Source organism: Streptomyces sp. NPDC026301 (assembly GCF_055567935.1).
In genome coordinates this window covers 64,944-87,331 of record NZ_JBVHPN010000017.1, presented here as the reverse complement: position 1 = coordinate 87,331, position 22,388 = coordinate 64,944, and the positions used below count along the sequence as shown (strand labels likewise).

The 22,388-nt window shown below is 72.6% G+C and carries 20 protein-coding genes; 15 read left to right on the top strand and 5 right to left on the bottom strand.

Annotated elements, in window-relative coordinates:
- Positions 1–98: 98 nt before the first annotated feature.
- From ACZ4MH_RS27080 to ACZ4MH_RS27030, 11 genes are all read left to right on the top strand, one after another.
- Positions 99–1,100 carry an SRPBCC domain-containing protein gene (locus ACZ4MH_RS27080; RefSeq protein WP_467754734.1) on the top strand — a complete coding sequence of 334 codons (1,002 nt, stop codon included), beginning with the start codon at positions 99–101 and terminating at the stop codon, positions 1,098–1,100.
- Positions 1,101–1,230: 130 nt separating this feature from the next.
- Positions 1,231–2,082 (top strand): aldose epimerase family protein, encoded by an 852-nt coding sequence (locus ACZ4MH_RS27075; RefSeq protein WP_351601598.1) that lies wholly within the window; start codon positions 1,231–1,233, stop codon positions 2,080–2,082.
- Positions 2,083–2,121: 39 nt separating this feature from the next.
- Entirely contained in the window at positions 2,122–2,664 is a 543-nt protein-coding gene (gene pyrE, locus ACZ4MH_RS27070) for an orotate phosphoribosyltransferase (RefSeq protein WP_351601601.1), read from the top strand.
- A 227-nt stretch (positions 2,665–2,891) separates the two neighbouring features.
- Positions 2,892–3,923 (top strand): class II fructose-bisphosphate aldolase, encoded by a 1,032-nt coding sequence (fbaA, locus tag ACZ4MH_RS27065; protein ID WP_351601604.1) that lies wholly within the window; start codon positions 2,892–2,894, stop codon positions 3,921–3,923.
- A 193-nt stretch (positions 3,924–4,116) separates the two neighbouring features.
- Entirely contained in the window at positions 4,117–4,530 is a 414-nt protein-coding gene (locus tag ACZ4MH_RS27060; protein WP_351601607.1) for a DUF3151 domain-containing protein, read from the top strand.
- A 233-nt stretch (positions 4,531–4,763) separates the two neighbouring features.
- Positions 4,764–5,657: a tryptophan 2,3-dioxygenase family protein gene (locus ACZ4MH_RS27055; protein ID WP_351601610.1), complete on the top strand. Its 894-nt coding sequence runs from the start codon at positions 4,764–4,766 to the stop codon at positions 5,655–5,657.
- A 298-nt stretch (positions 5,658–5,955) separates the two neighbouring features.
- Positions 5,956–7,266 carry a kynureninase gene (gene kynU / locus ACZ4MH_RS27050; RefSeq protein ID WP_351601616.1) on the top strand — a complete coding sequence of 437 codons (1,311 nt, stop codon included), beginning with the start codon at positions 5,956–5,958 and terminating at the stop codon, positions 7,264–7,266.
- A gap of 10 nt (positions 7,267–7,276) precedes the next feature.
- The gene (locus ACZ4MH_RS27045) at positions 7,277–8,089 is read left to right on the top strand and encodes an alpha/beta hydrolase (protein ID WP_467754733.1); all 813 of its coding nucleotides are present in this window, start codon (positions 7,277–7,279) and stop codon (positions 8,087–8,089) included.
- Between the two features lie 26 nt (positions 8,090–8,115).
- Positions 8,116–9,330, top strand: a complete 1,215-nt coding sequence (locus ACZ4MH_RS27040) for a cytochrome P450 (RefSeq protein ID WP_351599285.1) — start codon at positions 8,116–8,118, stop codon at positions 9,328–9,330.
- A gap of 150 nt (positions 9,331–9,480) precedes the next feature.
- Positions 9,481–10,785: a sensor histidine kinase gene (locus ACZ4MH_RS27035; protein WP_351599301.1), complete on the top strand. Its 1,305-nt coding sequence runs from the start codon at positions 9,481–9,483 to the stop codon at positions 10,783–10,785.
- Positions 10,782–11,438 carry a response regulator transcription factor gene (locus tag ACZ4MH_RS27030; protein ID WP_351599286.1) on the top strand — a complete coding sequence of 219 codons (657 nt, stop codon included), beginning with the start codon at positions 10,782–10,784 and terminating at the stop codon, positions 11,436–11,438. Before ACZ4MH_RS27035 ends, ACZ4MH_RS27030 begins: the two co-directional genes overlap by 4 nt.
- Positions 11,439–11,575: 137 nt before the next feature.
- On the opposite strand, the gene ACZ4MH_RS27025 is transcribed toward ACZ4MH_RS27030, so the two are convergent.
- Positions 11,576–12,517 carry a diacylglycerol kinase catalytic domain-containing protein gene (locus ACZ4MH_RS27025; protein ID WP_351599287.1) on the bottom strand — a complete coding sequence of 314 codons (942 nt, stop codon included), beginning with the start codon at positions 12,515–12,517 and terminating at the stop codon, positions 11,576–11,578.
- Between the two features lie 299 nt (positions 12,518–12,816).
- Between ACZ4MH_RS27025 and ACZ4MH_RS27020 the strand changes: the two genes are divergently transcribed.
- Complete coding sequence (locus ACZ4MH_RS27020) at positions 12,817–14,103, top strand: adenylosuccinate synthase (RefSeq protein WP_351599288.1); 1,287 nt, start codon at positions 12,817–12,819, stop codon at positions 14,101–14,103.
- 50 nt (positions 14,104–14,153) lie between these two features.
- Here ACZ4MH_RS27020 and ACZ4MH_RS27015 read toward each other — a convergent pair whose 3' ends face one another.
- Both ACZ4MH_RS27015 and ACZ4MH_RS27010 read right to left on the bottom strand, forming a co-directional pair.
- On the bottom strand, positions 14,154–16,013 hold the full coding sequence (locus ACZ4MH_RS27015; RefSeq protein ID WP_351599289.1) for a serine/threonine-protein kinase: 1,860 nt from the start codon (positions 16,011–16,013) through the stop codon (positions 14,154–14,156).
- Between the two features lie 213 nt (positions 16,014–16,226).
- The gene (locus ACZ4MH_RS27010) at positions 16,227–17,210 is read right to left on the bottom strand and encodes a phosphatidylinositol-specific phospholipase C (RefSeq protein ID WP_351599290.1); all 984 of its coding nucleotides are present in this window, start codon (positions 17,208–17,210) and stop codon (positions 16,227–16,229) included.
- Positions 17,211–17,486: 276 nt separating this feature from the next.
- On the opposite strand from ACZ4MH_RS27010, the gene ACZ4MH_RS27005 reads away from it, so the two are divergent.
- Both ACZ4MH_RS27005 and ACZ4MH_RS27000 read left to right on the top strand, forming a co-directional pair.
- On the top strand, positions 17,487–18,218 hold the full coding sequence (locus tag ACZ4MH_RS27005; protein WP_351599291.1) for a DUF4956 domain-containing protein: 732 nt from the start codon (positions 17,487–17,489) through the stop codon (positions 18,216–18,218).
- Positions 18,215–19,021, top strand: a complete 807-nt coding sequence (locus ACZ4MH_RS27000) for a polyphosphate polymerase domain-containing protein (protein WP_351599292.1) — start codon at positions 18,215–18,217, stop codon at positions 19,019–19,021. Before ACZ4MH_RS27005 ends, ACZ4MH_RS27000 begins: the two co-directional genes overlap by 4 nt.
- Positions 19,022–19,091: 70 nt before the next feature.
- On the opposite strand, the gene ACZ4MH_RS26995 is transcribed toward ACZ4MH_RS27000, so the two are convergent.
- Together ACZ4MH_RS26995 and ACZ4MH_RS26990 are read right to left on the bottom strand one after the other, a co-directional pair.
- Positions 19,092–20,579 carry a sensor histidine kinase gene (locus ACZ4MH_RS26995; RefSeq protein ID WP_351599293.1) on the bottom strand — a complete coding sequence of 496 codons (1,488 nt, stop codon included), beginning with the start codon at positions 20,577–20,579 and terminating at the stop codon, positions 19,092–19,094.
- Positions 20,580–20,584: 5 nt separating this feature from the next.
- On the bottom strand, positions 20,585–21,361 hold the full coding sequence (locus ACZ4MH_RS26990; RefSeq protein ID WP_351599294.1) for a response regulator transcription factor: 777 nt from the start codon (positions 21,359–21,361) through the stop codon (positions 20,585–20,587).
- Positions 21,362–21,668: 307 nt separating this feature from the next.
- On the opposite strand from ACZ4MH_RS26990, the gene ACZ4MH_RS26985 reads away from it, so the two are divergent.
- On the top strand, positions 21,669–22,238 hold the full coding sequence (locus ACZ4MH_RS26985) for a hypothetical protein (RefSeq protein ID WP_351599295.1): 570 nt from the start codon (positions 21,669–21,671) through the stop codon (positions 22,236–22,238).
- Positions 22,239–22,388: the final 150 nt, after the last annotated feature.

Here is a 22,388-nt window from a genome sequence, read left to right as displayed (position 1 = left end):
CGCGGCGGCCGGCGGGCATGGCCCGGACGGTGACGGTATGTGGAGAAAGTTGTGCGGGAGCGGGCACGGGGCGGGGCCCGCTGGGTAGGCTCCGATTCATGGAGCACGAGGTGTACGTTCCGTTTCCCGTCGGCACGGTGCGGCAGGCGCTCGCCGAGCCGGAGCGGCTGGCCCGTTGCGTCCCGGGCGCCCAGCTCGACGCGGACGCCGCTCCCGGAGTTCCGGAGGGCCGGCTGCGGCTGCGGATCGGCGGCTCCACCATCACTTACCGCGGGTCACTGCGGGTGACCCCGCGCGAGGGCGAGCCCGACGCCTTCGACGCCGCGGCGCACGGCACGGAGGTGCGCGGCGACGGCCTCGCCGAGCTGGACCTGACCGTCCGGGTGGCGCCCGACGCGGGCGGCAAGGGCACGACGCTGTCCTGTACCGCCGTCGTCCGTGCCGAGGGCCGGCTCGCGGACGCCTCGGACGAGGCGGCCCGCACGGCCGGCCGCCGCCTCCTGGAGCGCTTCGCCACGACCCTCACCGACGACCTGACGACGGCCCCGGTCGCGGGGCAGCAGGACGGGCCGGACGCGGCGGTGGGGGCGACCGCGGCGGTGGACGGCCTGTCGGTACTCACCGGGGGCGTGGCCGACGAGGACGGGGCGGACCTCGAAGAGGCGGGCCTGGAGGACGAGGCGCTGGACGAGGCGGGCCTGAAAGAGGCGGGCGCCGAGGACGACCCGGCCGATGTCATCGGCACGGACGACGACGAGGACGACACCGACGAGGTGGACGGCGCCGAGGACCTCGCGGAGATCTCGCCGCGGGCCGGGGTCTTCGAGACCGAGATCCCGCCGTCCTCGCTGGACCCGCTCGGCGAGGACGACCTCGGCATCCCGGCCGAGCCGCCCGCCGAGGCCGCGCACGCGCGCCGCACGATGATCGGCCGCAGCGCGGAGGAGGTGGACCACGCCCCGCCGCGCGGCCGCTACGCCCCCGTGCCCGCTCCCGAGACGTCCGCCGCCTCGGCCACCCTCCGCTGGGCGGCCCCCGCGGCCGCCGTGGTCCTGGCCTCCGCCGTGGTGGTCGGCCGGGCGCTGCGCCGCCGCCGCTGACGCCGGCCCGCGCCGCCACAGGCTCCGGGCCTGCGCCGCCGCTGACGCCGGGCGCCCGGGCGGGCGGGACCGGCCACCGGGTCAGCGTGCCCGGTCCGCCGCCCGCGTGCCGCACCGCTAAGGTCGATCCGTGAGCACTGAGAACCCCGCAGAGCCCGCCCGCAAGCCGCGCGTGGCGCGTACCGTACGGCTGGCCGCCGGCGACACCGAAGTGGCCGTCCGCCCGGACAACGGCTGCCGTATCGAGAGCCTCCGCATCGGCGGCACGGAGCTGCTCCGGCAAGGAGCCAAGTACGGCTGCTTCCCGATGGTGCCGTGGTGCGGCCGGATCGAGAACGGCCGGTTCCGCAACGGCTCCGAGACGCATCAGATGCCGCTCAACTCCCCGCCGCACGCCATCCACGGCAACGGCCGCAACCTCTCCTGGCGCACCGCCCGCACGACCGGGACCACCGCGGCCTTCACGTACGACCTGGACGACCCGGCCGACCCCTGGCCGTACCCCGGCAAGGTCAGCCAGCTGGTGGAGCTGGCCGAGGACGGCGGTTCGCTGACCCTGACCATGGGCGTCGAGACGTACGACGACTCCTTCCCGGCGCAGGCCGGCTGGCACCCCTGGTTCCTCCGCGACCTCGGCGACGGCGGCGAGGGCGTACGCATCGACTTCGACCCCGAGTGGCAGGAGGAGCGCGGCGAGGACCACCTTCCGACGGGCCGCCGCATCGACCCGCGCCCCGGCCCCTGGGACGACTGCTTCGGGATGCCGCAGGGCGTGGCCGTGACGCTGACCTGGCCGGGCCGCCTGGAGCTGAAGGTCACCAGCCGTGCGGAGTGGGTGGTCGTGTACGACGAGCAGGAGGCGGCCGTGTGCGTGGAACCGCAGTCCGGCCCGCCCAACGGCCTCAACACGCACCCGCGCCTGGTCACCCCCATCGACCCGCTGGAGATCTCCACGACGTGGACCTGGCGCACCCTGACCTGAGCCGCAGGGGAGGGCCGGGCTCCCCTTAAGCTCGTGCGCATGAGTGACGACGTGCGCGGCGAGCTGCTGCAGCAGATCAAGGACAAGGCCGTGGTGCACGGCAAGGTGACGCTTTCCTCCGGCAAGGAAGCCGATTACTACATCGACCTGCGCCGGATCACCCTGGACGCCGAGGCCGCGCCGCTGGTCGGCCAGGTGATGCTGGACGCCACCGCCGACTTCGACTTCGACGCGGTCGGCGGGCTCACGCTCGGCGCCGACCCGGTCGCGACGTCGATGCTGCACGCCGCCGCCGCGCGCGGCCGGAAGCTGGACGCCTTCGTGGTCCGCAAGGCCCAGAAGACGCACGGCATGCAGCGCCGCATCGAGGGCCCGGACATCACGGGCCGCCGCGTCCTGGTCGTCGAGGACACCTCCACCACCGGCGGCTCGCCGCTGACCGCCGTCGAGGCCGCCCGCGAGGCGGGCGCCGAGGTCGTCGCGGTCGCCACGATCGTCGACCGCGGTGCCGAATCGGCCATCGCCGACGCGGGCCTGAAGTACATCACCGGCTACCGGCTCACCGACCTGGATCTCGGCTGAGAGATCGGGCGCGTCGGGCGGAGGCTCCGGCCCTCGCGGCCTTGACCTGGCCTTTCACCAAGGGGCGGGCTGTTTCACGTGAAACAGCCCGCCCCTTGCGCCGTCCGGGTGGAAGCGCGATGTGGAGGTATCCGGCAAGTCTGGGAAGATGGGCCGCGACGATGACGTCGCCCCCTGGTCAGGGCCCAGAACGTACCCGGTACCCGCACATCACAAGGAGCGGACAGATGCCCATCGCAACCCCCGAGATCTACAACGAGATGCTCGACCGGGCGAAGGCAGGCAAGTTCGCCTACCCGGCCATCAACGTGACCTCGACGCAGACGCTGCACGCGGCGCTGCGCGGTTTCGCCGAGGCCGAGAGCGACGGCATCATCCAGATCTCCACCGGTGGTGCGGAGTTCCTGGGCGGCCAGTACAACAAGGACATGGTGACCGGCGCCGTCGCCCTGGCCGAGTTCGCGCACGTCGTGGCCGCGAAGTACGACGTCACCGTCGCGCTGCACACCGACCACTGCCCCAAGGACAAGCTGGACGGCTACGTCCGCCCGCTGATCGACATCTCCGCCGAGCGCGTGGCCAAGGGCCAGAACCCGCTCTTCCAGTCGCACATGTGGGACGGTTCGGCCGAGACCCTGGCCGACAACCTGGCCATCGGCCAGGAGCTGCTCGCCAAGGCCGCCGCCGCCAAGATCATCCTTGAGGTCGAGATCACCCCGACCGGTGGCGAGGAGGACGGCGTCACCCACGAGATCAACGACGAGCTGTACACCACCGTCGACGACGCGCTGCGCACCGCCGAGGCGCTGGGCCTGGGCGAGAAGGGCCGCTACCTGCTCGCCGCCTCCTTCGGCAACGTGCACGGCGTCTACAAGCCGGGCAACGTCGTGCTCCGCCCCGAGCTCCTCAAGGACCTCCAGGAGGGCGTCGGCGCCAAGTACGGCAAGACCGCCGGGTCGCAGCCGTTCGACTTCGTCTTCCACGGCGGCTCCGGCTCCACCGAGCAGGAGATCGCCACCGCGCTGGAGAACGGCGTCGTGAAGATGAACCTGGACACCGACACCCAGTACGCCTTCACCCGCCCGATCGCGGACCACATGTTCCGCAACTACGACGGTGTGCTGAAGGTCGACGGCGAGGTCGGCAACAAGAAGACCTACGACCCGCGCAGCTGGGGCAAGCTGGCCGAGGCCGGCATGGCCAAGCGGGTCACCGAGGCGTGCGCCAACCTGCGCTCCACGGGCACCAAGATCAAGTAACGCCGCCGCGCGCGCTGTAACGCCGCCACGCGCTGTACCGGCGCGCGCAGCGGAGGAGCACGCCGCAGGGCCCCGTACGCATCAGGATCACGCGTACGGGGCCCTTCGCGCGCGTGCACGGTCCTCCGTGCGCCCGGCCGAAGCGCCACCGCCGTGGCGCCGCGGGCGGCGAGTACCAGGCAGACTTGGAACCATGGCCATTCACGAGAACCTGCTCGGGGGACCGCCCCCGACCCATCTGCCCGACGATCCGGAGCCCCGCGAGCTGCTCGCGGCGGGCACCGCACCGGCCGACGTCGCCGCGAAGTACCCGGCGTCCTCGCTGGTCTGGGCGCAGCTGGCGGACGACGCCTTCCAGGCCGGCCGTACCGTCGAGTCGTACGCGTACGCACGTACCGGCTACCACCGCGGCCTGGACTCGCTGCGCCGGGCCGGCTGGAAGGGCCATGGCCCGGTCCCGTTCGAGCACGAGCCGAACCGCGGCTTCCTGCGGGCCCTGCACGCACTCGCCCGCGCCGCCCAGGCGATCGGCGAGCAGGAGGAGTACGAGCGCTGCACGGCGTTCCTGCGCGACTCCTCGCCGACCGCGGCCGACACGCTCTCCTGAGGGAAGCCCCCTGCCGAGATGACCGCTCAGGGCCGGCCGGCCGATGTGTTCCGGCCGGTCCTGAGCCGTTGGAGGCCCTTCGGGTCGGCCGGGACGGCCCTTGCCAAACCCCGGGGAGTTGCGGAAGATGCGCAACAGGTCCGGTGAGCCGGGCCTGACGAGGGGACCGGGGCTCCGATGCCGACAGGAAGGGGCGGACCGCTACCCGGAGGCATGCATCACGAGGAGTTCTGATGTCGCACTCGTCATCAGCGTCCCAGGCGTCCCCGACCCCGGAGCAGGCACCGCGCTGCCCGGTCGGAGCGGGCGCGGACCCGAATCTCGACTTCGCGGGCACCACGCCGTACGAGGACTACGTCCAGGCGGAGATGCTCACCCACGCCCAGCACCTGCTCTCCGACGATCCCGGAGAGATGGCCTTCCTGGTGACCACCCAGGTCATGGAGCTGTGGTTCACCGTCATCGTCCACGAGTGGCACACCGCCGCGCAGGCCCTGCGCAGCGAGGACCTGCCCGTCGCGATGGACGCGCTGCGCCGCTCCACGTACGAGCTGGAGGCCCTCAACGCCGCGTGGAAGCCGCTGGCCCGGCTGACTCCGGCGCAGTTCAACGCCTACCGCGGGGCGCTCGGCGAGGGCTCCGGCTTCCAGTCCGCGATGTACCGGCGGCTGGAGTTCCTGCTCGGCGAGAAGTCCGCGTCGATGCTCGTCCCGCACCGCGGCGCGCCCCGCGAGTACGCCGAGCTGGAGAAGGCGCTGCACGAGCCGAGCCTGTGGGACGAGGTGCTGCGGCTGCTGGACCGCCGGGGATACGCGATCCCGGTGTCCGTACTGCACCGCGACCCCACGCTCAAGTACGAGCCGCACCCGGCCGTCGAGGCGGCCTGGACGGAGGTCTACGCCGGTGATCCGGCGCGCGACCCGGAGAACGAGCTGGTCCGGCTGGGTGAGGCCCTCACGGACGTCGCCGAACTGGTCTGGCGATGGCGCAACGATCACTTGGTGGCGACCCGCCGCGCGATGGGCGCGAAGATGGGCACGGGCGGTTCGTCCGGCGTGGCCTGGCTGGAGAAGCGGGCCCGCAAAAACGTCTTTCCCGAGCTGTGGACGGCACGCAGCCATGTCTGAGCGGCACGGAGCCGGGGCCGAGCGGCAGACATCCATGTCCGAGCGGCAGGCCGTCGTGCCCGAGCGGCCGGACGGGGGTCCCCGGTCCGGCCGGCCGGGGCGCTCGGTCCCGCCGGACGGGGCACTCGTGACGGAGCGGCCACTCACGACCGACGAGGAAGCCGGGTCCGAGTGGCCCCTCACGACCGAGCGATGCGGCCCTGTCCGCGCGGAGGGTGACAACAAGGTGCAGCAGAACGAGAGCGCCGGCCCCGGCGTGTCCACCGAGAGAATCGATACTTCTGCCGCGGGCGGCGCGCTGAGCGCCCGCACCGTCGCGGCGGCCGTCGTCCGCGACGACCTCGCCGCGCGGGCCGCGCAGCTCGACGCCAAGGACCCACTGAGCGGCAAGCGCGCGGAGTTCGTGCTCGACGAGGCGGTCTACCTCGACGGCAACTCCCTCGGCGCGCTGCCGCACGCGGTCCCCGAGCGGGTCCGCGAGGTCGTCGCCCGCGAGTGGGGCGAGCTGCGCATCCGCTCCTGGTCGGAGTCCGGCTGGTGGACCGCGCCCGAGCGGATCGGCGACCGCATCGCCCCGCTCCTCGGCGCGGCCCCCGGGCAGGTCGTGGTCGGCGACTCCACCAGCGTGAACGTCTTCAAGGCGCTGGTCGCCGCCGTGCGCATGGCCGACGAGTCCGGCCCCGCGGTGGACGGCGTCCCCCGGGACGAGATCCTGGTCGATGCCGCGACCTTCCCGACCGACGGCTACATCGCGGAGTCCGCCGCCCGGCTCACCGGCCGCACGCTGCGCCCCGTCGAGGCCGCCCGGATGCCCGCCGAGGTGTCGGACCGTACCGCCGCCGCCCTGGTCAACCACGTCGACTACCGCTCCGGCCGGCTCAACGACCTGCCCGGCATCACCGCCGCGCTGCACGAAGCGGGCGCGCTCGCCGTCTGGGACCTGTGCCACAGCGCGGGCGCGCTGCCGGTCGGCCTGGACGCGCACGGCGTGGACCTCGCGGTGGGCTGCACGTACAAGTACCTCAACGGCGGCCCCGGCGCGCCCGCGTACCTGTACGTACGCGCCGAGCACCAGCCGCGCTTCGACTCCCCGCTGCCCGGCTGGAACTCGCACGCCGACCCCTTCGGCATGGACCCCGAGTACGTACCCGCGGCGGGCATCGAACGCGCCCGCGTCGGCACCCCGGACATCCTGTCGCTGCTCGCCCTGGAGGCCGCGCTGGAGGTCTGGGAGGGCGTGGCCATCGAGGACGTACGGGCCAAGAGCCTCGCGCTGAGCGACTTCTTTCTGGAGTGCGTGCGGGCGTACGCGCCGCGCGGCCGGGTGCGGTCGGTGACGCCGGAGCCGCACGACGAGCGCGGCAGCCAGGTCGCGCTGGAGTGCGCGGGCGCCGGCGAGGTGATGGGCGAGCTGATCCGGCACGGTGTGATCGGCGACTTCCGCCGCCCCGACGTGCTGCGCTTCGGCTTCACGCCGCTCTACACGTCCTTCGCGGACGCGGAGCGCGCGGCCCGCGTCCTCGCGGAGATCGTGGCGTACGTACCGGGCGACGGCACCGCCGCCGCGGTCGCCGCGGGCGCGGCGGAACAGGGTCCTACGACGATGTGAGGGGCGCGGTGTGAGCAGGGAGCCGGATGAGGAAGAGGCGCTGCTGGCGTGCGCGCCCGTACCGCCGGACGGTCGGATCGCGTACGGCGACCACCCCGACCAGGTGATCGACCTGTACCGGCCACCGGAGGCGCCGCCCGGCCGGCGGTCCGGCCCGCTGATCGTGCTGCTGCACGGCGGCTTCTGGCGGGTGGCATACGACCGTACGCACCTGTCCCCGCTGGCCGCCGCGCTGGCCCGGGAGGGCCTGCCGGTCGCCCTCGCGGAGTACCGGCGAGCCGGCGGGGGCGGCGGCTTCCCGGAAACGTTCAACGATGTGACGAACGCGGTACGGGCCGCGGCCGCGGAGGCCGGCGCACACGCGTCCGTGGTCCTCGCCGGGCACTCCGCCGGCGGCCACCTGGCCCTCTGGGCGGCCGCCCGGCCGGGCCCGGTCACCGCGGCCGTCGCCGTCGCCCCCGTCGCCGACCTCGCCCGCGCCCATGAACTCCGGCTCAGCGAAGGCGCGGTGGCGGAGTTCCTGACCGGCGCGGGAGTGGCGGAACGTATCGCCGAAGTCGACCCCGTACGGCTGCCGCCCCGCGTACCCGTGACGGTCCTGCACGGTACGGACGACCCCGACGTCCCGGTCGAGCTGTCGCGGCGGTACGTCGCCGCGCACCGCGACACCGGCCGCGGCGCGCCCGCCGTGCGCGAACTGTCAGGCGTCGGGCACTACGCGGCCGTCACCCCGGGCACGGCGGCGTGCGGAGCGCTGGTGACCGCGCTGCGGGAGGCGTCCCGGGAGGAACGGTCGGAACCACGGCCCACCCCTGACGCATGACGGGTGTCCGGCGGTACCGTCCCCCCATGGCAGCCGTAGCCGCATTCGACCCCTGGTCGCCCGAGTTCGTCGCCGACCCCTACCCCGGCTTCGCCGGGCTGCGCGAAGCGGGCCGGGTGCACTACTTCCCGCCCAGCGACCAATGGCTGGTACCGCGGCACGCGGACGTCGGCGCGCTGCTGCGGGACCGCCGCCTCGGCCGTACGTATCTGCACCGCTTCACCCACGAGGAGTTCGGCCGCACCCCGCCCCCGCCCGCGCACGAGCCCTTCCACGTACTCAACGACAACGGCCTGCTCGACCTGGAGCCGCCGGACCACACCCGCCTGCGCCGCCTGGTGTCGAAGGCGTTCACGCCCCGCACGGTCGAGCAACTGGCGCCCGTCGTCGAGCACTTGGTGGACGGCCTGGTCGCGGACTTCGTCGCGGCGGGCGGCGGCGACCTGCTGACCGCGATCGCCGAACCCCTGCCCGTCGCGGTCATCGCGGAAATGCTCGGCATCCCGGAGGCCGACCGGCCGCTGCTGCGCCCCTGGTCGGCGGCGATCTGCGGGATGTACGAGCTGAAGCCGGGCGAGGAGACGGCGCGGCGCGCGGTACAGGCGTCCCTCGAATTCTCTGCCTATCTACGGGAGTTGATCGCCGCGCGGCGCAAGGAGCCGGGGGAGGACCTGATCAGCGGCCTGATCGCGGCGTACGACGAGGGCGACCGGCTGAACGAGCAGGAGATGATCTCCACCTGCGTCCTGCTGCTCAACGCGGGCCACGAGGCGACGGTCAACACCACGGCCAACGGCTGGCTGGCCCTCTTCCGCCACCCCGAGCAGCTGGCCGCGTTGCGCGCCGCACCGGACGCGCTGCTGCCGACCGCCGTCGAGGAACTGCTCCGGTACGCCACACCGCTCCAGCTCTTCGAGCGCTGGGTGCTGGACGACATCGAGATCGACGGCACGGTGATCCCGAGGGGCGCGGAGGTCGCCCTTCTCTTCGGCTCGGCCAACCGCGACCCGGCGCGCTTCGACCGCCCTGAGGAGCTGGACCTGTCCCGCGCGGACAACCCGCACGTCTCCCTCGGCGCCGGCATCCACTACTGCCTGGGTGCCCCGCTCGCCCGCCTCGAACTGGCCGCCTCCTTCAGGGCCCTGCTGCGCGCCGCCCCTTCCCTCCGCCTCGCCGCCGAACCGTCCTGGAAGCCGAACTTCGTGATCAGGGGCCTGGAGGAACTGCTGGTCGAGGTCTGAGGAGACGAGACCAGGGCCGGCCGGTGGCGCGTAGTACTTGAGACGGACCCGCGCAGATCCCCACTGGGCCGGACGCCACCGCCCGCCCCCGTACATACCGTGGTGGGCGTGAACGAGACACCTCAGTACGTGAACGGCCCTGAAGCCCGGATGGCGAGCGGCGCGCTCCGCGGCCTGCGCCGGGATCTGTTCACCCACGCCTTCGCCTTCCATCCGATGCCCCCGCTGGACGGCGAGAAGGCGGCCGGCTGGGTGCCCTGGCTGCCGTCCCGGATCGGCCGGAGCCTGCGCTGGCTCCCACACGCGCTCGTCATCGGCTTCGCCGCCTGCGTACTGCTGGCCGTCTCCGCCGTTTCGGACGGCTCCGGCCTGTCGTTGCTGCCGCTGGTCTTCGGCGTACTCGTCGCGGGCCCGCCCGCGATGACACTCGTCCGCCCGGTCGGGGCGTTCTGGGTGTCGCTGCTGGCCGTGGGCTTGGGACTGCTCAGCGGCGACAGCTGGCAGCTTGCGCTTCTCGCGCACCTCGGGACGATGACCCTGGTCGTCCTGCGTACCCGGCCCCGCCTGGCCCCGGAGATGTGGGTGGTGACGTTCGTCGTCCTCATGCCCGGTGTCGCCGTCTTCGGCGCCGGCGGGTCCGGCCTGCCGGAACTGGCGGTCATGAGCGGCGTCGTCCTGTTGGCCGCCGCGGCCGTACGTGCCTGGCGCGAGGAACGGCAGCAGGTCGTGCAGACCCGTACGGTCACCGCCGAGGAGCGGTCGCGCCGCACCCTTCTGGAGGAGCGCGCGACCATCGCCCGCGAGCTGCACGATGTCGTCGCGCACCACATGTCGGTGATCGCCATCCAGGCGGAGGCCGCGCCGTACCGCGTCCAGGACACGCCGCCCGAGCTGGCCATCGCCTTCACGACGATCCGCGAGAACGTCGTGGCAGCACTCGACGAACTGCGGCGCATCCTGGGCGTCGTACGCTCCGAGGACCCGGACGCCTTCGCCGGTCCGGAGGCGCCGCAGCCGACCCTCGCCGACCTGGACGCGCTGGTGGAGAGCGTGCGCGGCGCGGGGCTGACGGTCGCGGCTGTGGTGACGGGGGCGGTACGGCCGCTGCCGCAGGGCGTGGAGCTGTCGGCGTACCGCATCGTCCAGGAAGCGCTGAGCAACACGCTCCGGCACGCACCGGGCGCGGAGGCGCGGGTCGAAGTCGCGTACGTACTGGGCGGTCTGGGCCTCCGCATCGTCAACGGCCCCCCGAACCGCCTGGCCAAGCCGTCCCCCGGCGCGGGCCACGGCGTCCTCGGCATGCACGAACGCGTCGGCATGCTCAACGGCGAGATGACCAACGGCCCGACGGACGACGGCGGATACGAGGTCACGGTCTTCCTCCCGGCGGCCACCCCCGCGCCACCGAACTCCGATACCACCTCCCCCGTCTCCCCGGAGAGGCCGCAAGCATGATCAAGGTCCTGATCGTCGACGACCAGGTCATGGTCCGCGAGGGCTTCTCGGTCCTCCTCAACGCCATGCCGGACATCGAAGTCGTGGGCGAGGCGGTGAACGGCCGCGACGCCGTCGAAAAGGTCGCGGCCCTGCGCCCGGACGTCGTCCTGATGGACATCCGTATGCCGGAGGTCAACGGCCTCGACGCGACCCGCGAGATCGTCGCCGCCGACGCGGACGCCAAGGTGCTCGTTCTGACCACCTTCGACCTGGACGAGTACGTGTACCAAGCGCTCCGCGTGGGAGCCAGCGGCTTCCTGCTCAAGGACGCGTCCGCCGGTCAGCTGGCCGACGGCGTACGGATCGTGGCAGCCGGCGAAGCGCTGCTCGCACCGGCCGTGACCAAGCGGCTGATCTCGGAGTTCTCCCGGCTGGGCGCGCCCCGGCCGCCCGCCCAGGAACGCATCGGCGATCTCACCGAACGGGAGACGGAGGTCCTGGTACTGGTCGCCCAGGGCCTCTCCAACGGCGAGATCGCCGCCCATCTCGTCGTGGCCGAGTCCACGATCAAGACGCACGTGAGCCGCATCCTGGTGAAGCTCGGCCTCCGCGACCGCACCCAGGCCGCCGTCTTCGCCTACGAGACCGGCCTGGTCACCCCGGGCCTCTGAGAAAGCCGAAGTCGCATTGAGAAAGCCGAAGCCGCATTCATTGTCCACAGGCTGTGGACAATGAATGCGGCATCACCCGTCCCGGCCCCGTCCGGGCATCGCTCACGAAGAGTGAGAAGCGTCACCTCCGGGCGGCCTCACCTCCGGGGCAGCGTCAGCCGCCACGCGGCCGGCTGGACCGTCCACGTCCGCGTCCTGACCGGCCCGCCGATCACCGCGTCCGCCCGGTAGCGGAAGTCGGGCCCGGAGACCGTCACGGCCCGCGCCCGTACCCGTACCGGCGCCTCCGTGGCCTGCCACTGCACGATCACCTCGGCCAGCCCTTCGGGCTCCTGCGAGGGGTACGCCGCCCCATCGCCCGGCGCCGCGCCCTCCGGCGCCGTACAGCCCACGGGCGCGACCGACACCCGGTGCACCGGCCGGTCCAGGTCCGCCAGTACGACGCCGTCCGCCTCCACACGGAGCCGCGGCGGCAGCCGCCCGTCGCGCCGCCCGCCGCCCGGAACGGGCGCCGTGAGCAGCGACAGGGCCGCTCTGGCGGTCCGGGCGGCCGGGGCCCACCAGGGACGCTGCGCGGGCACCCGGGGCCCCTCAGCGGCCGTACGGGCGGGTTGTGCGGCCTGCTCGGCCGGGTCGCCGCCAGGGATGCGCAGCCCGCCCAGCACGATCCCGTCGCTGTCGTCGGAGAGCAGGTCGAGGATGCGTTCCTGGCCGTCCAGGACGGCGCGCGCGGCGGTCACGGTGTCCGTGGGGACGCCCAGCGCCCGGCTCAGCGCGATGGCGGAGGGCATCCCGACCGGCACCATCGAGAGGGTCACGCGAGGCAGCTCGCGCTCCTTGTGGAGCAGCTCGACGGCGCGCAGGAGGGCGCGGTCGTCGCCGATCACCACAGGGCGGCGTTGCCCCCTTCGGGCGAGCACCCGGGCGAATTCCCCGGGGTCGTCCGGAAAGCAGATCTTCGTGGTCGCGGCCGCGCACAGGACGTCTTTGGCGATACGCACGGACTCGCCGTCCACACGGCGGGCGACCGGGTCGATGACCACGAGCAGGGAGCGCCCGGCAAGGTCTGGAGCCGACACCTCGGTCCTTCCTAGGGCTTGCGTTCTCTCGGGGAACGGACTCGGACGGGACGGGGGACAAAACAGTCGTAGCGGCCACCGCCGGCCCCCGTATCCCGGCGGTGGCCGGGCGCCCGGGACTGTCCTGTTCGTCGCCCGAGAGAAATGTTCGGTAATCTCTCGGTGCAAGAGCCCCTGTCGTTGTTGCGCCAGGGGCTTCGTCTATCCGGGGCACCGGTTCGACGGCTCGCGCGGCGGCTGCACCAGGCAGTGAGCCGCTCGCACGTTGGACATGCCCCGCCCGGAAGGGGTGTACGCCTGTGCCCGCACTTGTGCTGCTCGGTGCTCAGTGGGGTGACGAGGGCAAGGGAAAGGCCACCGACCTGCTCGGTGGATCCGTTGACTATGTAGTGCGCTATCAGGGCGGCAACAATGCCGGCCACACGGTCGTCGTGGGCGACCAGAAGTACGCACTGCACCTGCTCCCTTCCGGGATCCTCTCGCCGGGGTGCACCCCGGTCATCGGTAACGGTGTCGTCGTCGACCCGGCGGTCCTGCTCTCCGAGCTGAGCGGACTGAACGAGCGCGGCGTCGACACGTCCAAGCTGCTGGTCAGCGGTAACGCCCATCTGATCACGCCGTACAACATCACCGTCGACAAGGTGACCGAGCGCTTCCTCGGCAAGCGGAAGATCGGCACCACGGGGCGCGGCATCGGCCCGACCTACGCCGACAAGATCAACCGCACCGGCATCCGCGTGCAGGACCTGTTCGACGAGTCGATCCTGCTGCAGAAGGTCGAGGCGGCCCTCGACTTCAAGAACCAGGTGCTGGCCAAGCTCTACAACCACCGCGCGGTGGTCGCCGAGCAGGTCGTCGAGGAGATGCTCGGCTACGCGGACCAGATCAAGGGCTACGTGGCCGACACCACGCTGATCCTCAACGACGCCATCGACGAGGGCAAGGTCGTCCTCTTCGAGGGCGGCCAGGGCACCCTCCTGGACGTCGACCACGGCACGTACCCCTTCGTGACCTCGTCGAACCCGACCGCCGGCGGTGCCTGCACCGGTGCGGGCGTCGGTCCGACGAAGATCAGCCGGGTCATCGGCATCCTCAAGGCGTACACCACGCGCGTCGGCGCCGGTCCGTTCCCGACCGAGCTGTTCGACAAGGACGGCGAGGCGCTGCGCACCATCGGTGGCGAGCGCGGTGTGACCACCGGTCGCGACCGTCGCTGCGGCTGGTTCGACGCGGTCATCGCGCGCTACGCGACCCGGGTCAACGGCCTCACCGACTTCTTCCTGACCAAGCTCGACGTGCTCACCGGCTGGGAGCAGATCCCGGTCTGCGTCGCCTACGAGGTCGACGGCAAGCGGGTCGAGGAGCTGCCGCACAACCAGAGCGACTTCCACCACGCGAAGCCGGTCTACGAGATGCTGCCGGGCTGGTCCGAGGACATCACCAAGGCCAAGACCTTTGCCGAGCTCCCGAAGAACGCCCAGGCGTACGTGAAGGCGCTGGAGGACATGTCCGGCGCTCCGATCTCCGCCATTGGCGTCGGCCCGGGCCGCGACGAGACGATCCAGATCAACTCGTTCCTGGACTGAGGCGTGCGTCAGGCTCCGTAGGGGCCGACCGCGACGGTCAGCAGCCGCGTTCACCGCACCTTCGTGTAGGTACGCGGCTGCTTGTCGTTTCCGCGGAACTCGCGCACCAGGGAGCCGTCGCCCGCGATCCTGAAGACGGACGAACTGGCGGCCGCGCACCCCGGTGCGCGGCGCTGCACCACGGAGGGGCCGACGGAGAGCTTCCCGTCGGCCGAGTAGAAGTCCGCGCGCGCCGTGCAGTGCCCGCCGCTGCCCTGTACGTCGATCGTCACGGCGGGGCTCCCCACAGGGGTGCGCTTGATCGTCACCCGCTGGGTGCCCACACCGTCGGCGTTCGGGCGCTCCCAGGTGCCCAGGTACGCCGTCGGGACCACCTCGTGGCCCGCGGGGCGCAGCGTCGCCGTGCGCCCCGCCGCGCTCCATACGAGGGTGTCCTTCCGCGGCCCCCGCTTGAGGCTGTGCTCGCCCAGGGCCGAGCAGCGTCCTTCGGGCGCGGACCCCACCACGGTGGTGTCCAGCCGCAGCCCTTCGGTGTCCGACACCGAGACCAGCTTCCCGTCGCTCTTGCACTCGTACGTGGCGCCGAGGCTGATGCTGTTGGCGACCACCTCGCCGACGCTCCCGCGGGAGATCACGAACCGCCGCTGCTGCCCCGTGGGCACCCCGTCCCGCTCCACGTCGCCGGTCCAGGTGCCCACGTAGTCGGCCGGGATGTCCGAGCCGCCCTCGTGCTGCGCGCCGCCGCCCAGCGCGGGCACGGCGACCGCCGCGACACCGGCGGCGGCGATCACGACGGCGAGGGCCCCGAGGACGAGGGGCCAGCGGCGCCGACGGGCCGGCGCGGGGGCGGGCGTGCTGCCGGAGCCCGTACTCGCTGCCGGACCGGATTCCGTACTCGCTTGCGGTCCGGAGCCCGGTACCGATCCTGATCCCGACGGCAGGATCGTGGTGGGCGGCTCCGTGTGCCCCGGGCGCGCCGGCTGCCCCGAGGGCGGCGTGTCCGTGTCCAGCAGCTGTACGGCGTGCTGCCCCAGCCGGGCGATGAGCTCGGCCGGCAGCCAGGGAGCGGCCGCTCCACCGCTGCTCACCGGCCCGATCGCGGAAATGATCTCTTCCGGGGCCGGCCGCTCCGCCGCGCTCTTCGTCAGGCAGCCGCCGATCAGCTCCCGCAAGGACTCCGGTACGGCTTCGAGGTCGGGGTCGGACTCGGCGACGCGGAACATCACGGAGTGCACGCCCGAGACGAGCGAGCCGAAGGGCATCCGCCCGGACGCCGCGTACGCGAGCACCGAACCCAGGCAGAAGACGTCGCTGGCGGGCGTGATCCGGTCGCCGCGCACCTGCTCGGGCGACATGAAGCTCGGCGAGCCGACGACCATGCCCGCCTGCGTCTGGGTGTGCTCGCTCACCGCGTCCAGCGCCCGTGCGATGCCGAAGTCGATCACGCGCGGGCCGTCGATGGTCAGCAGGACGTTGGACGGCTTGAGGTCGCGGTGCACCAGGCCGACGCCGTGGATGTCGAGCAGCGCGCTGGACAGCCCGTAGGCGAGCCGCTTGACCGAGTACTCCGGAAGCGGCCCGTGCATGCCCTCCACGACCTCGCTCAGCGACGGGCCCGCGATGTATCCGGTCGCCACCCACGGCACCTGCGCTTCGGTGTCGGCGTCCAGTACGGGCGCGGTCCACCGGCCGCCCACCCGCCGCGCGGCTGCGACCTCGGCCCGGAACCGGTCCCGGAACTCCTGTTCGACCGCCAGTTCGGCCTTGACCAGCTTCACGGCCACGGTCCGCCCGCCTTCGGAACGCGCGAGGTAGACCCGCCCCATGCCGCCGGTGCCCAGCCGGCCGAGCAGGCGGTAGTCGCCGATCGTCCTCGGGTCCTCGGTGGTCAGTCCCTTGAGGCCGTCCATGCGCGGCACCCTCCCCGTTCCCTCTGCCGTTGCCGTCGCGTCCCGTGCCGGCATCGTCAGCCGAGCGTAGGCCGCGGGGGATCGCGTGGTGGCAGCCGGGGCGTCACGAGGCGGGAACGATCGCGCCGACACGTTCGTCACACAGAGTGAGTGACGATGCGAAGTGAGGGTTCGCGAACGGGGGATGACATGGGGGCTCGGGGTGAGGCCGGATCAGGAGTTCGCAGCCGCGGGGAAATTGCGGGCGATGAGCGATTCGGTGGCAGGGGCGTGGAATTCGGGGAAGTCCATGACCACGACCCCGAGGTGGACGCCGGGCTGCTGATGGCCGTCGAGGTAGCCCAGGACGGTCGGCATGATGGCGTCGGCGAGGTGCTTGGGCCAGCGGAAGCCGTTGGCCGCGTCCGGAGCGAGGCTGGTGAAGTTGAGGAAGAGCCGGCCGGAGTCCTGATGGGCCGCGGCGGCGTCGAAGTGCCGCAGGATGTCCTGCCGTTTGGCGTCGACGGACGTCGCGTAGTGGTCCTGCAGCTCGAACCACTCGTTGGAGAAGGTGCCGTTGTCGCCCGTGGGCCAGGCCGGTGCACGCAGCCCGGAGGCGAACTGCGTGATGAGCACGACCTTGCCGCGCGCCGCGCCGAGCGCCGGAAGGGCGGGCTCGATGAGGAAGAGATCCCCGTAGCCCTTGGCTCCCAGATACTCGCCGAACTTGGCACTGAGCTGCGCATCGGTCAGCCCGTGCTCGTTCTTGACGCGCATCAGCACGGTTTCGCCCGGGGAAGCCCGCAGGAAGTCGCGGCACTGATGGAGGACGGTGTTGAAGGTGATGTCCTGGTAGTACGACGCGTGGTAGATGCCGAGTTCGTCGGGCACGTCCGAGGGCGGCGCGCCGCAGCGGATGTCGAAGAACCGTATGCCGCGCCGCAGTTGCTCCGGAATGCCCATGTTCTGGGTGTGCGACCACTCCGTGCCGTTCATCGGGTCGGTGGCGCAGGTGTCGTGCGTACCGGGGATGGTCAGCCGGGTCAGCGGGGTGCCGTCGGGCAGCGCGGCCATCCACCGGGCGGGATCGGCCGCTACGGAAGGGCGGCCGGCGGCCGGGGCGGTGGGGGACGTCAGCGCGCGGGCGGACGCTCCGGGGGCGAGCAGGGCGGTGGCGGACCCGGCCACGGCCGCGGCGACGAAGCCTCGACGACTCATGGACATGCGGTCTCCCCCTCTGACTGCGTCCGGCAGAGCTGCGTGTGGTGAGAGTAGCCGTAAGGGGGAGGCGGGATGGGTGAGACCGAAGAAACAGCGGTACTCCGTTAACGCCTTTCCTTAACGCACGAGAGGGGCGCGCTTAACCCGCCGGTTCCTACGTTTTCCCTGTGCCTCCCGCCGTCGCCGTGCCGCGCTGCGCCACGCCAGGGGAGCGAAACGCAGGAAACGTGGCCACCGGGCAGATCGGCCACCCGTGACCGGACAGGGAAAGCAATGATCACTTTCGGACAACTGGCCGCCCATCTGGGACTCGACCTGGCCGCGGTGTGCGCGCTGACATTCGCCATCTACTACCCGCGGCACCGGCGCCGGGACCTCGTACCGGCCTACCTCGCGCTCAACGTCGCCCTCTTCTCGGTCGTCGCGGCGCTCGCGAGAGTCAACGGGAGCGGCGGTACGGCGCTGGCCTTCGGCCTGTTCGGCGTGCTCTCGATCATCCGGCTGCGGTCGGATTCCATCCAGCACGAGGAGGTGGCGTACTACTTCACCACCCTCGTCCTGGGCCTGCTGTGCGGGCTGCCGCAGCTGGAGCTGGGGCTCGCCGCGCTCTTCGCCGTGCTGCTGCTCTTCGTCATCTGGTGCGCCGACCACCCCAAGCTGCTGACCCGCAGCCGGCGCACGGTCGTCACGCTCGACACCGTGCACCCGGATCCGGCCGAACTCCGCGCCGATCTGGCCCGCCGGGTGGGTGAGCCGCTCGACTGGACCGTCAAGCAGGTGGACTTTGTCCGGGACGTGATGGTCGTGGACGTCCGCTACCGCGAGATGGAACGTTCCGCCGCTGCCGCTCGTACGCCTCACGAGACATCCCACGAAACGTCCCACGAAACGCCCCGCAGGACATCCCCCAACGTGTTCGCGGACACCACCGACCCGCGCCGCGCCGACCGCACCACCGACATCCCCTCCGGACGTACCGCCAACGCCTCGAAGGAGACCGTGTGAACCCCGCCGTACGTGCCATCGGACGCGCCGCACTGGCCGCGCATCCCATCCCCCTCGCCGAGGTGCAGGCCCGCGCCGAACTGCTGGCCCGCCACGACAACAGCTACCTCGTACCGGTCGAGATCTTCGCCGATTTCGCGGCCCGGCTGACCGACCCGAAGCGCCCCGATGGGCCCTTCAAGTCGCTGTGCATCAACGGCCGCCGCTGGTTCCGGTACAACTCCCTGTACTACGACACGCCCGACCTGCGTGCCTTCCACGACCACCGGCAGGGACGGCGGCTCCGCTTCAAGATCCGGGAGCGGCTGTACGAGGACACCGGCGAGCGCCAGTTCGAGATCAAGCTCAAGAGCGGGCGCGGGGAGACCGTGAAGTTCCGGCAGCCTATGCTGCCCGGCGACACCGCGCTGGACCGGGCCCCGCGCGACTTCCTCGCCTCGGTCCTGCGCCGTACGTACGACATGGCGGCCCCCACGGACCTCGCCACCTCGCTCGTCACCGACTACCAGCGCGCGACCTTCGTGGCCGATGGCCAGCGCATCACCTGCGACGCGGGCATGGTCTGCCGCGATCCGCGCACCGGGCGCTCGGTCCGTGCCGATGGGGGCCTGGTGCTCGTCGAGTCCAAGACGGACGGACGTCTGACCGAGGCCGACCGTCTGCTGCACGGTTATGGCGTTCGCCCGGCCGAATTCACGAAGTACTGCGGCGCGCTCTCGGCCCTCCGCCCTGACCTGACCGCGAACGCCTGGCGCCGCGCCACGCGGCGGGTCTTCACTCCGACGGAGCCGTACGCGGCCTGACGGCGCGGCGGCACGGTGGGCCCCCGTCAGGCTGCCGCCGCGATGGCGTGCACCGGCCCCTCCGCCGGCGCTACGCCGGCGGTCCGCCGAGATGGGCCTCCACGCGGGCGCCCCGGCCGTCACCCGGGGTGTCTTCCCCGCCGCTCGCCTGCCGCGCGGCGGTCAGCTCCGTACGTCCGCCGGACTCCTCCGCGACACGGCGGACGATGTCCAGGCCGAGACCGGTGGAGCCGCCGCCGCTCTTGCCCCGCTGCGGGACGTGGCCCTCCGGGAAGCCGGGCCCGTCGTCCTCGATGACCAGCAGACCGCCGGTGCGTCCGCCCGTGCGGCCGCCGGTTTCCGGGCCCGTACGCCTGCTCGCGCGCCCGGGTGCGGAGCCGTCGCCGACCCCGTCCGCGGTACTGCCCCCGTACGCCTGCCCGGCCGCGGCCGACACGGACAGGCGCATGCCCACGCCCTCCGGGGTGTGGTCGAAGACGTTGCCGATGAGGGCGTCGACCGCCGCTGCCAGCTCCGCTTCGTCCGCCCGTACGTACACCGGCGCATCGGGGGCTCGAAAGTCCAGCGTGCGCCCCTGGTCCTCGGCCAACGGACGCCAGAAGTCCGCCCGTTCGCGGGCCACCGCGGCCAGGTCGGCAGACGGTTCGCCGGCCCCGCCACGGGACGGGCCGCCCGCGCCGGTGAGCCCCGTGGCGTCCCGCAGCGGCTTGCGCGCCGTGCGGATGACCTCGTCCACGCTGCGCTCCAGAGCCGCCACGTCCGCCGCGATCCGCTCCGCCTCGGCCGGGTCGCGCAGCCCCTCCGCATCCAGGCGGAGCGCGGCGACCGGGGTACGGAGGCGGTGCGCCAGGTCCGCCGCGTTCTCCCGTTCGGCGGTGAGGAACCCCTCGATACGGCCGGCGAGGTGGTTGAGTTCACCGGCCACCAGGCGCAGCTCCGGAGGCCCGTCCGGCTCGGCGCGTGCGGTCAGATCGCCGGCCGCCAGCCGGTCGGCGACCTTCGCGAGCCGCCGTGTCGAGCCGACCAGGCGCGCGCCCAGCCGGTCGGCGACCAGCAGCCCGAGGAGCACGAGCCCGGCGCCGAGCCCGGCGAACGCCAGCCATGACGGGAGCGTTCCCGCGTACAGCTGCTCGTCCGTCAGCGCGACGTGGACGACGGCGGTGCCACCCGACGTGCCCTGTACGGGGACCAGTACGGTCTGGCCGCCCTCGGGGGGCGCGTACGCGAACGCACGCCCGTAACGCGCCAGGCGCACGGCGTCCGTGACACGCGCCGGTGGGCCCAGCACGGACCCGTCGGCGAGGATCACCGACGTACGCGGGAGGTCCGCGCCGTTGGCGGCCGTCACGAGCGACGCGGCGGTGGCCCGGCTGCCCTCGGGGCCGGGGTGCGCCAGCGCGGTACCGATGCCCGCGGCCAGTGACTGCGCGCGGGCGGTGGCGTCCGCGGTGGCCCGGTCCGCGGCGTGACTACGGGTGAGCAGGGCGAGCGGCACCAGGAGCGTGGCGAGCACGAGCGCGGTGGTCACCGCCGTGACCAGCAGAATCCGGAGACGCATCGGGATTACTCCGCAATCCGCGAGCTGCCGGTCCCGCCGGCCCGACCGGCACCCTGAGCCCCGCGAGCATCACCCGTGCCACCCTCGTCCTCGCCGACGCCCTCCTCGGGGGCGGCGAGCTTGACGCCCACGGTGCGGACCGTGTGGAGATAGCGGGGCTTCTGGGCCGTCTCGCCGAGTTTGCGGCGCAGCCAGGACAGATGGACGTCCACCGTCTTGTCCGCGCCGCCGAGGGGCTGCTGCCACACCTCGGCGAGCAGTTCCCGGCGCGAGACCACTTGGCCGGCGCGGCGGGCGAGGTACAGGAGCAGGTCGAACTCGCGGGGCGTGAGATCCAGCGGCGCGCCGTCCAGTACGACCTCGCGCGCCGCCGAGTCCAGGACCAGCCCGCCCACCCGGAGCGGCGCCTCCGGCTCCGCGGTGCCCAGCCGGCGCAGTACCGCCTTGATCCGCGCGTCCAGCTGCGCGGCGCCGAACGGCTTGACGATGTAGTCGTCCGCGCCGTCGTCGAGCACCGCGACCATGTCGCCCTCCTCGTCGCGCGCGGTGGCGACGATGATCGGTACGTCGCTGACCGCCCGCAGCATCCGCAGGACCTGCGCGCCGTCCACGTCGGGCAGGCCGAGGTCCAGGACGACGAGGTCGGGGCGGTCGGTCACGGCAGCGTCGAGGCCGGACATCCCGGTCGCGGCGGTGGCCACGGCATGGCCGCGGTCACGCAGCGCCCGGACGAGCGCACTGCGCAGCTGGGGGTCGTCCTCGACGACGAGCAGGTGGGACATGCCGCCACGGTAACCAGCGATGATTCCCTCCGGGCGGTCGGCCGGAGGCTTTGGGACCGCTTTAACCGGGCGTTAGGGAAAGCTGCGGGAGGCTGGATCGTGCCTGGTCCGCGCCTCCCCGCTGCGGCGCGGAAGGCGCGGACCGGGCGCTGTGGACAACCGGCTCACCCGATCGAGGCCGATGATCGCGGCGGGACGTGAAATCGGGCCTGTGGAAAACCGACGCGGGCCGGATCGAGCAGGCAGAGTGAGAAAAGACCGAGGCCGGGACGAGGCATCGATGAGTACGGGAAGGGAGGGGCGCGCGATGAAGTGGCGAAGCGCGGTGGTGACCGCCGTATGGGTCTGCGCGTTCGCGGGAGCGGGCGGGCTGGGCGCGTGGTCGCTGGCCAATGCCGACATGGGGGTGCGGAACAGCCGGGCCGAGCCACTCGATGACGACGGGGTGCGCCAGAAGCTCGCGGCCGCGCGTACGTCAGCGCGGCCTCCCGGCTCCTCTGATCCGGGCAGCGGCGCCGCCGAGTCCGGTGCCCCCGATTCCGGCGGGTCCGGCTCGCCCTCCGACGGCGCCACGCCGTCCTCCAGCGAGGCGTCATCCCCCGGCTCCGCCGCGCGGACGGGGACCGTCAATGTCACCGGCGGCAGCGCCACCGCCGAATGCCGTCCCGACGGCACGGTGTACCTCACGGTGTGGAGCCCGGCGTCGGGGTACCACATGGACTCCGTGAAGCGAGGGCCTTCCGACGTCGCGACGATCGAGTTCGAGCCGCTGGACGACGGCGACGACCTCACGTACGCGGTCCGGTGCGACGACGGCCGCCCCAAGGCGGTACCCATAGCCGACAGCGATCACGATGACGACGACGATGACGACTGAGCCCCAGGCGCCCGGCGGCAGGTGACGGCGACCGGCAACCGCCTACGCCCGGCGGCGCCCGGCCGCGCCCGACGGCTGCCGACCGCCGCGAGCGACGATCGACAACCTGTCAGAGCGCGTGGTGAGTGCCATACACACTGTCGGTACCGG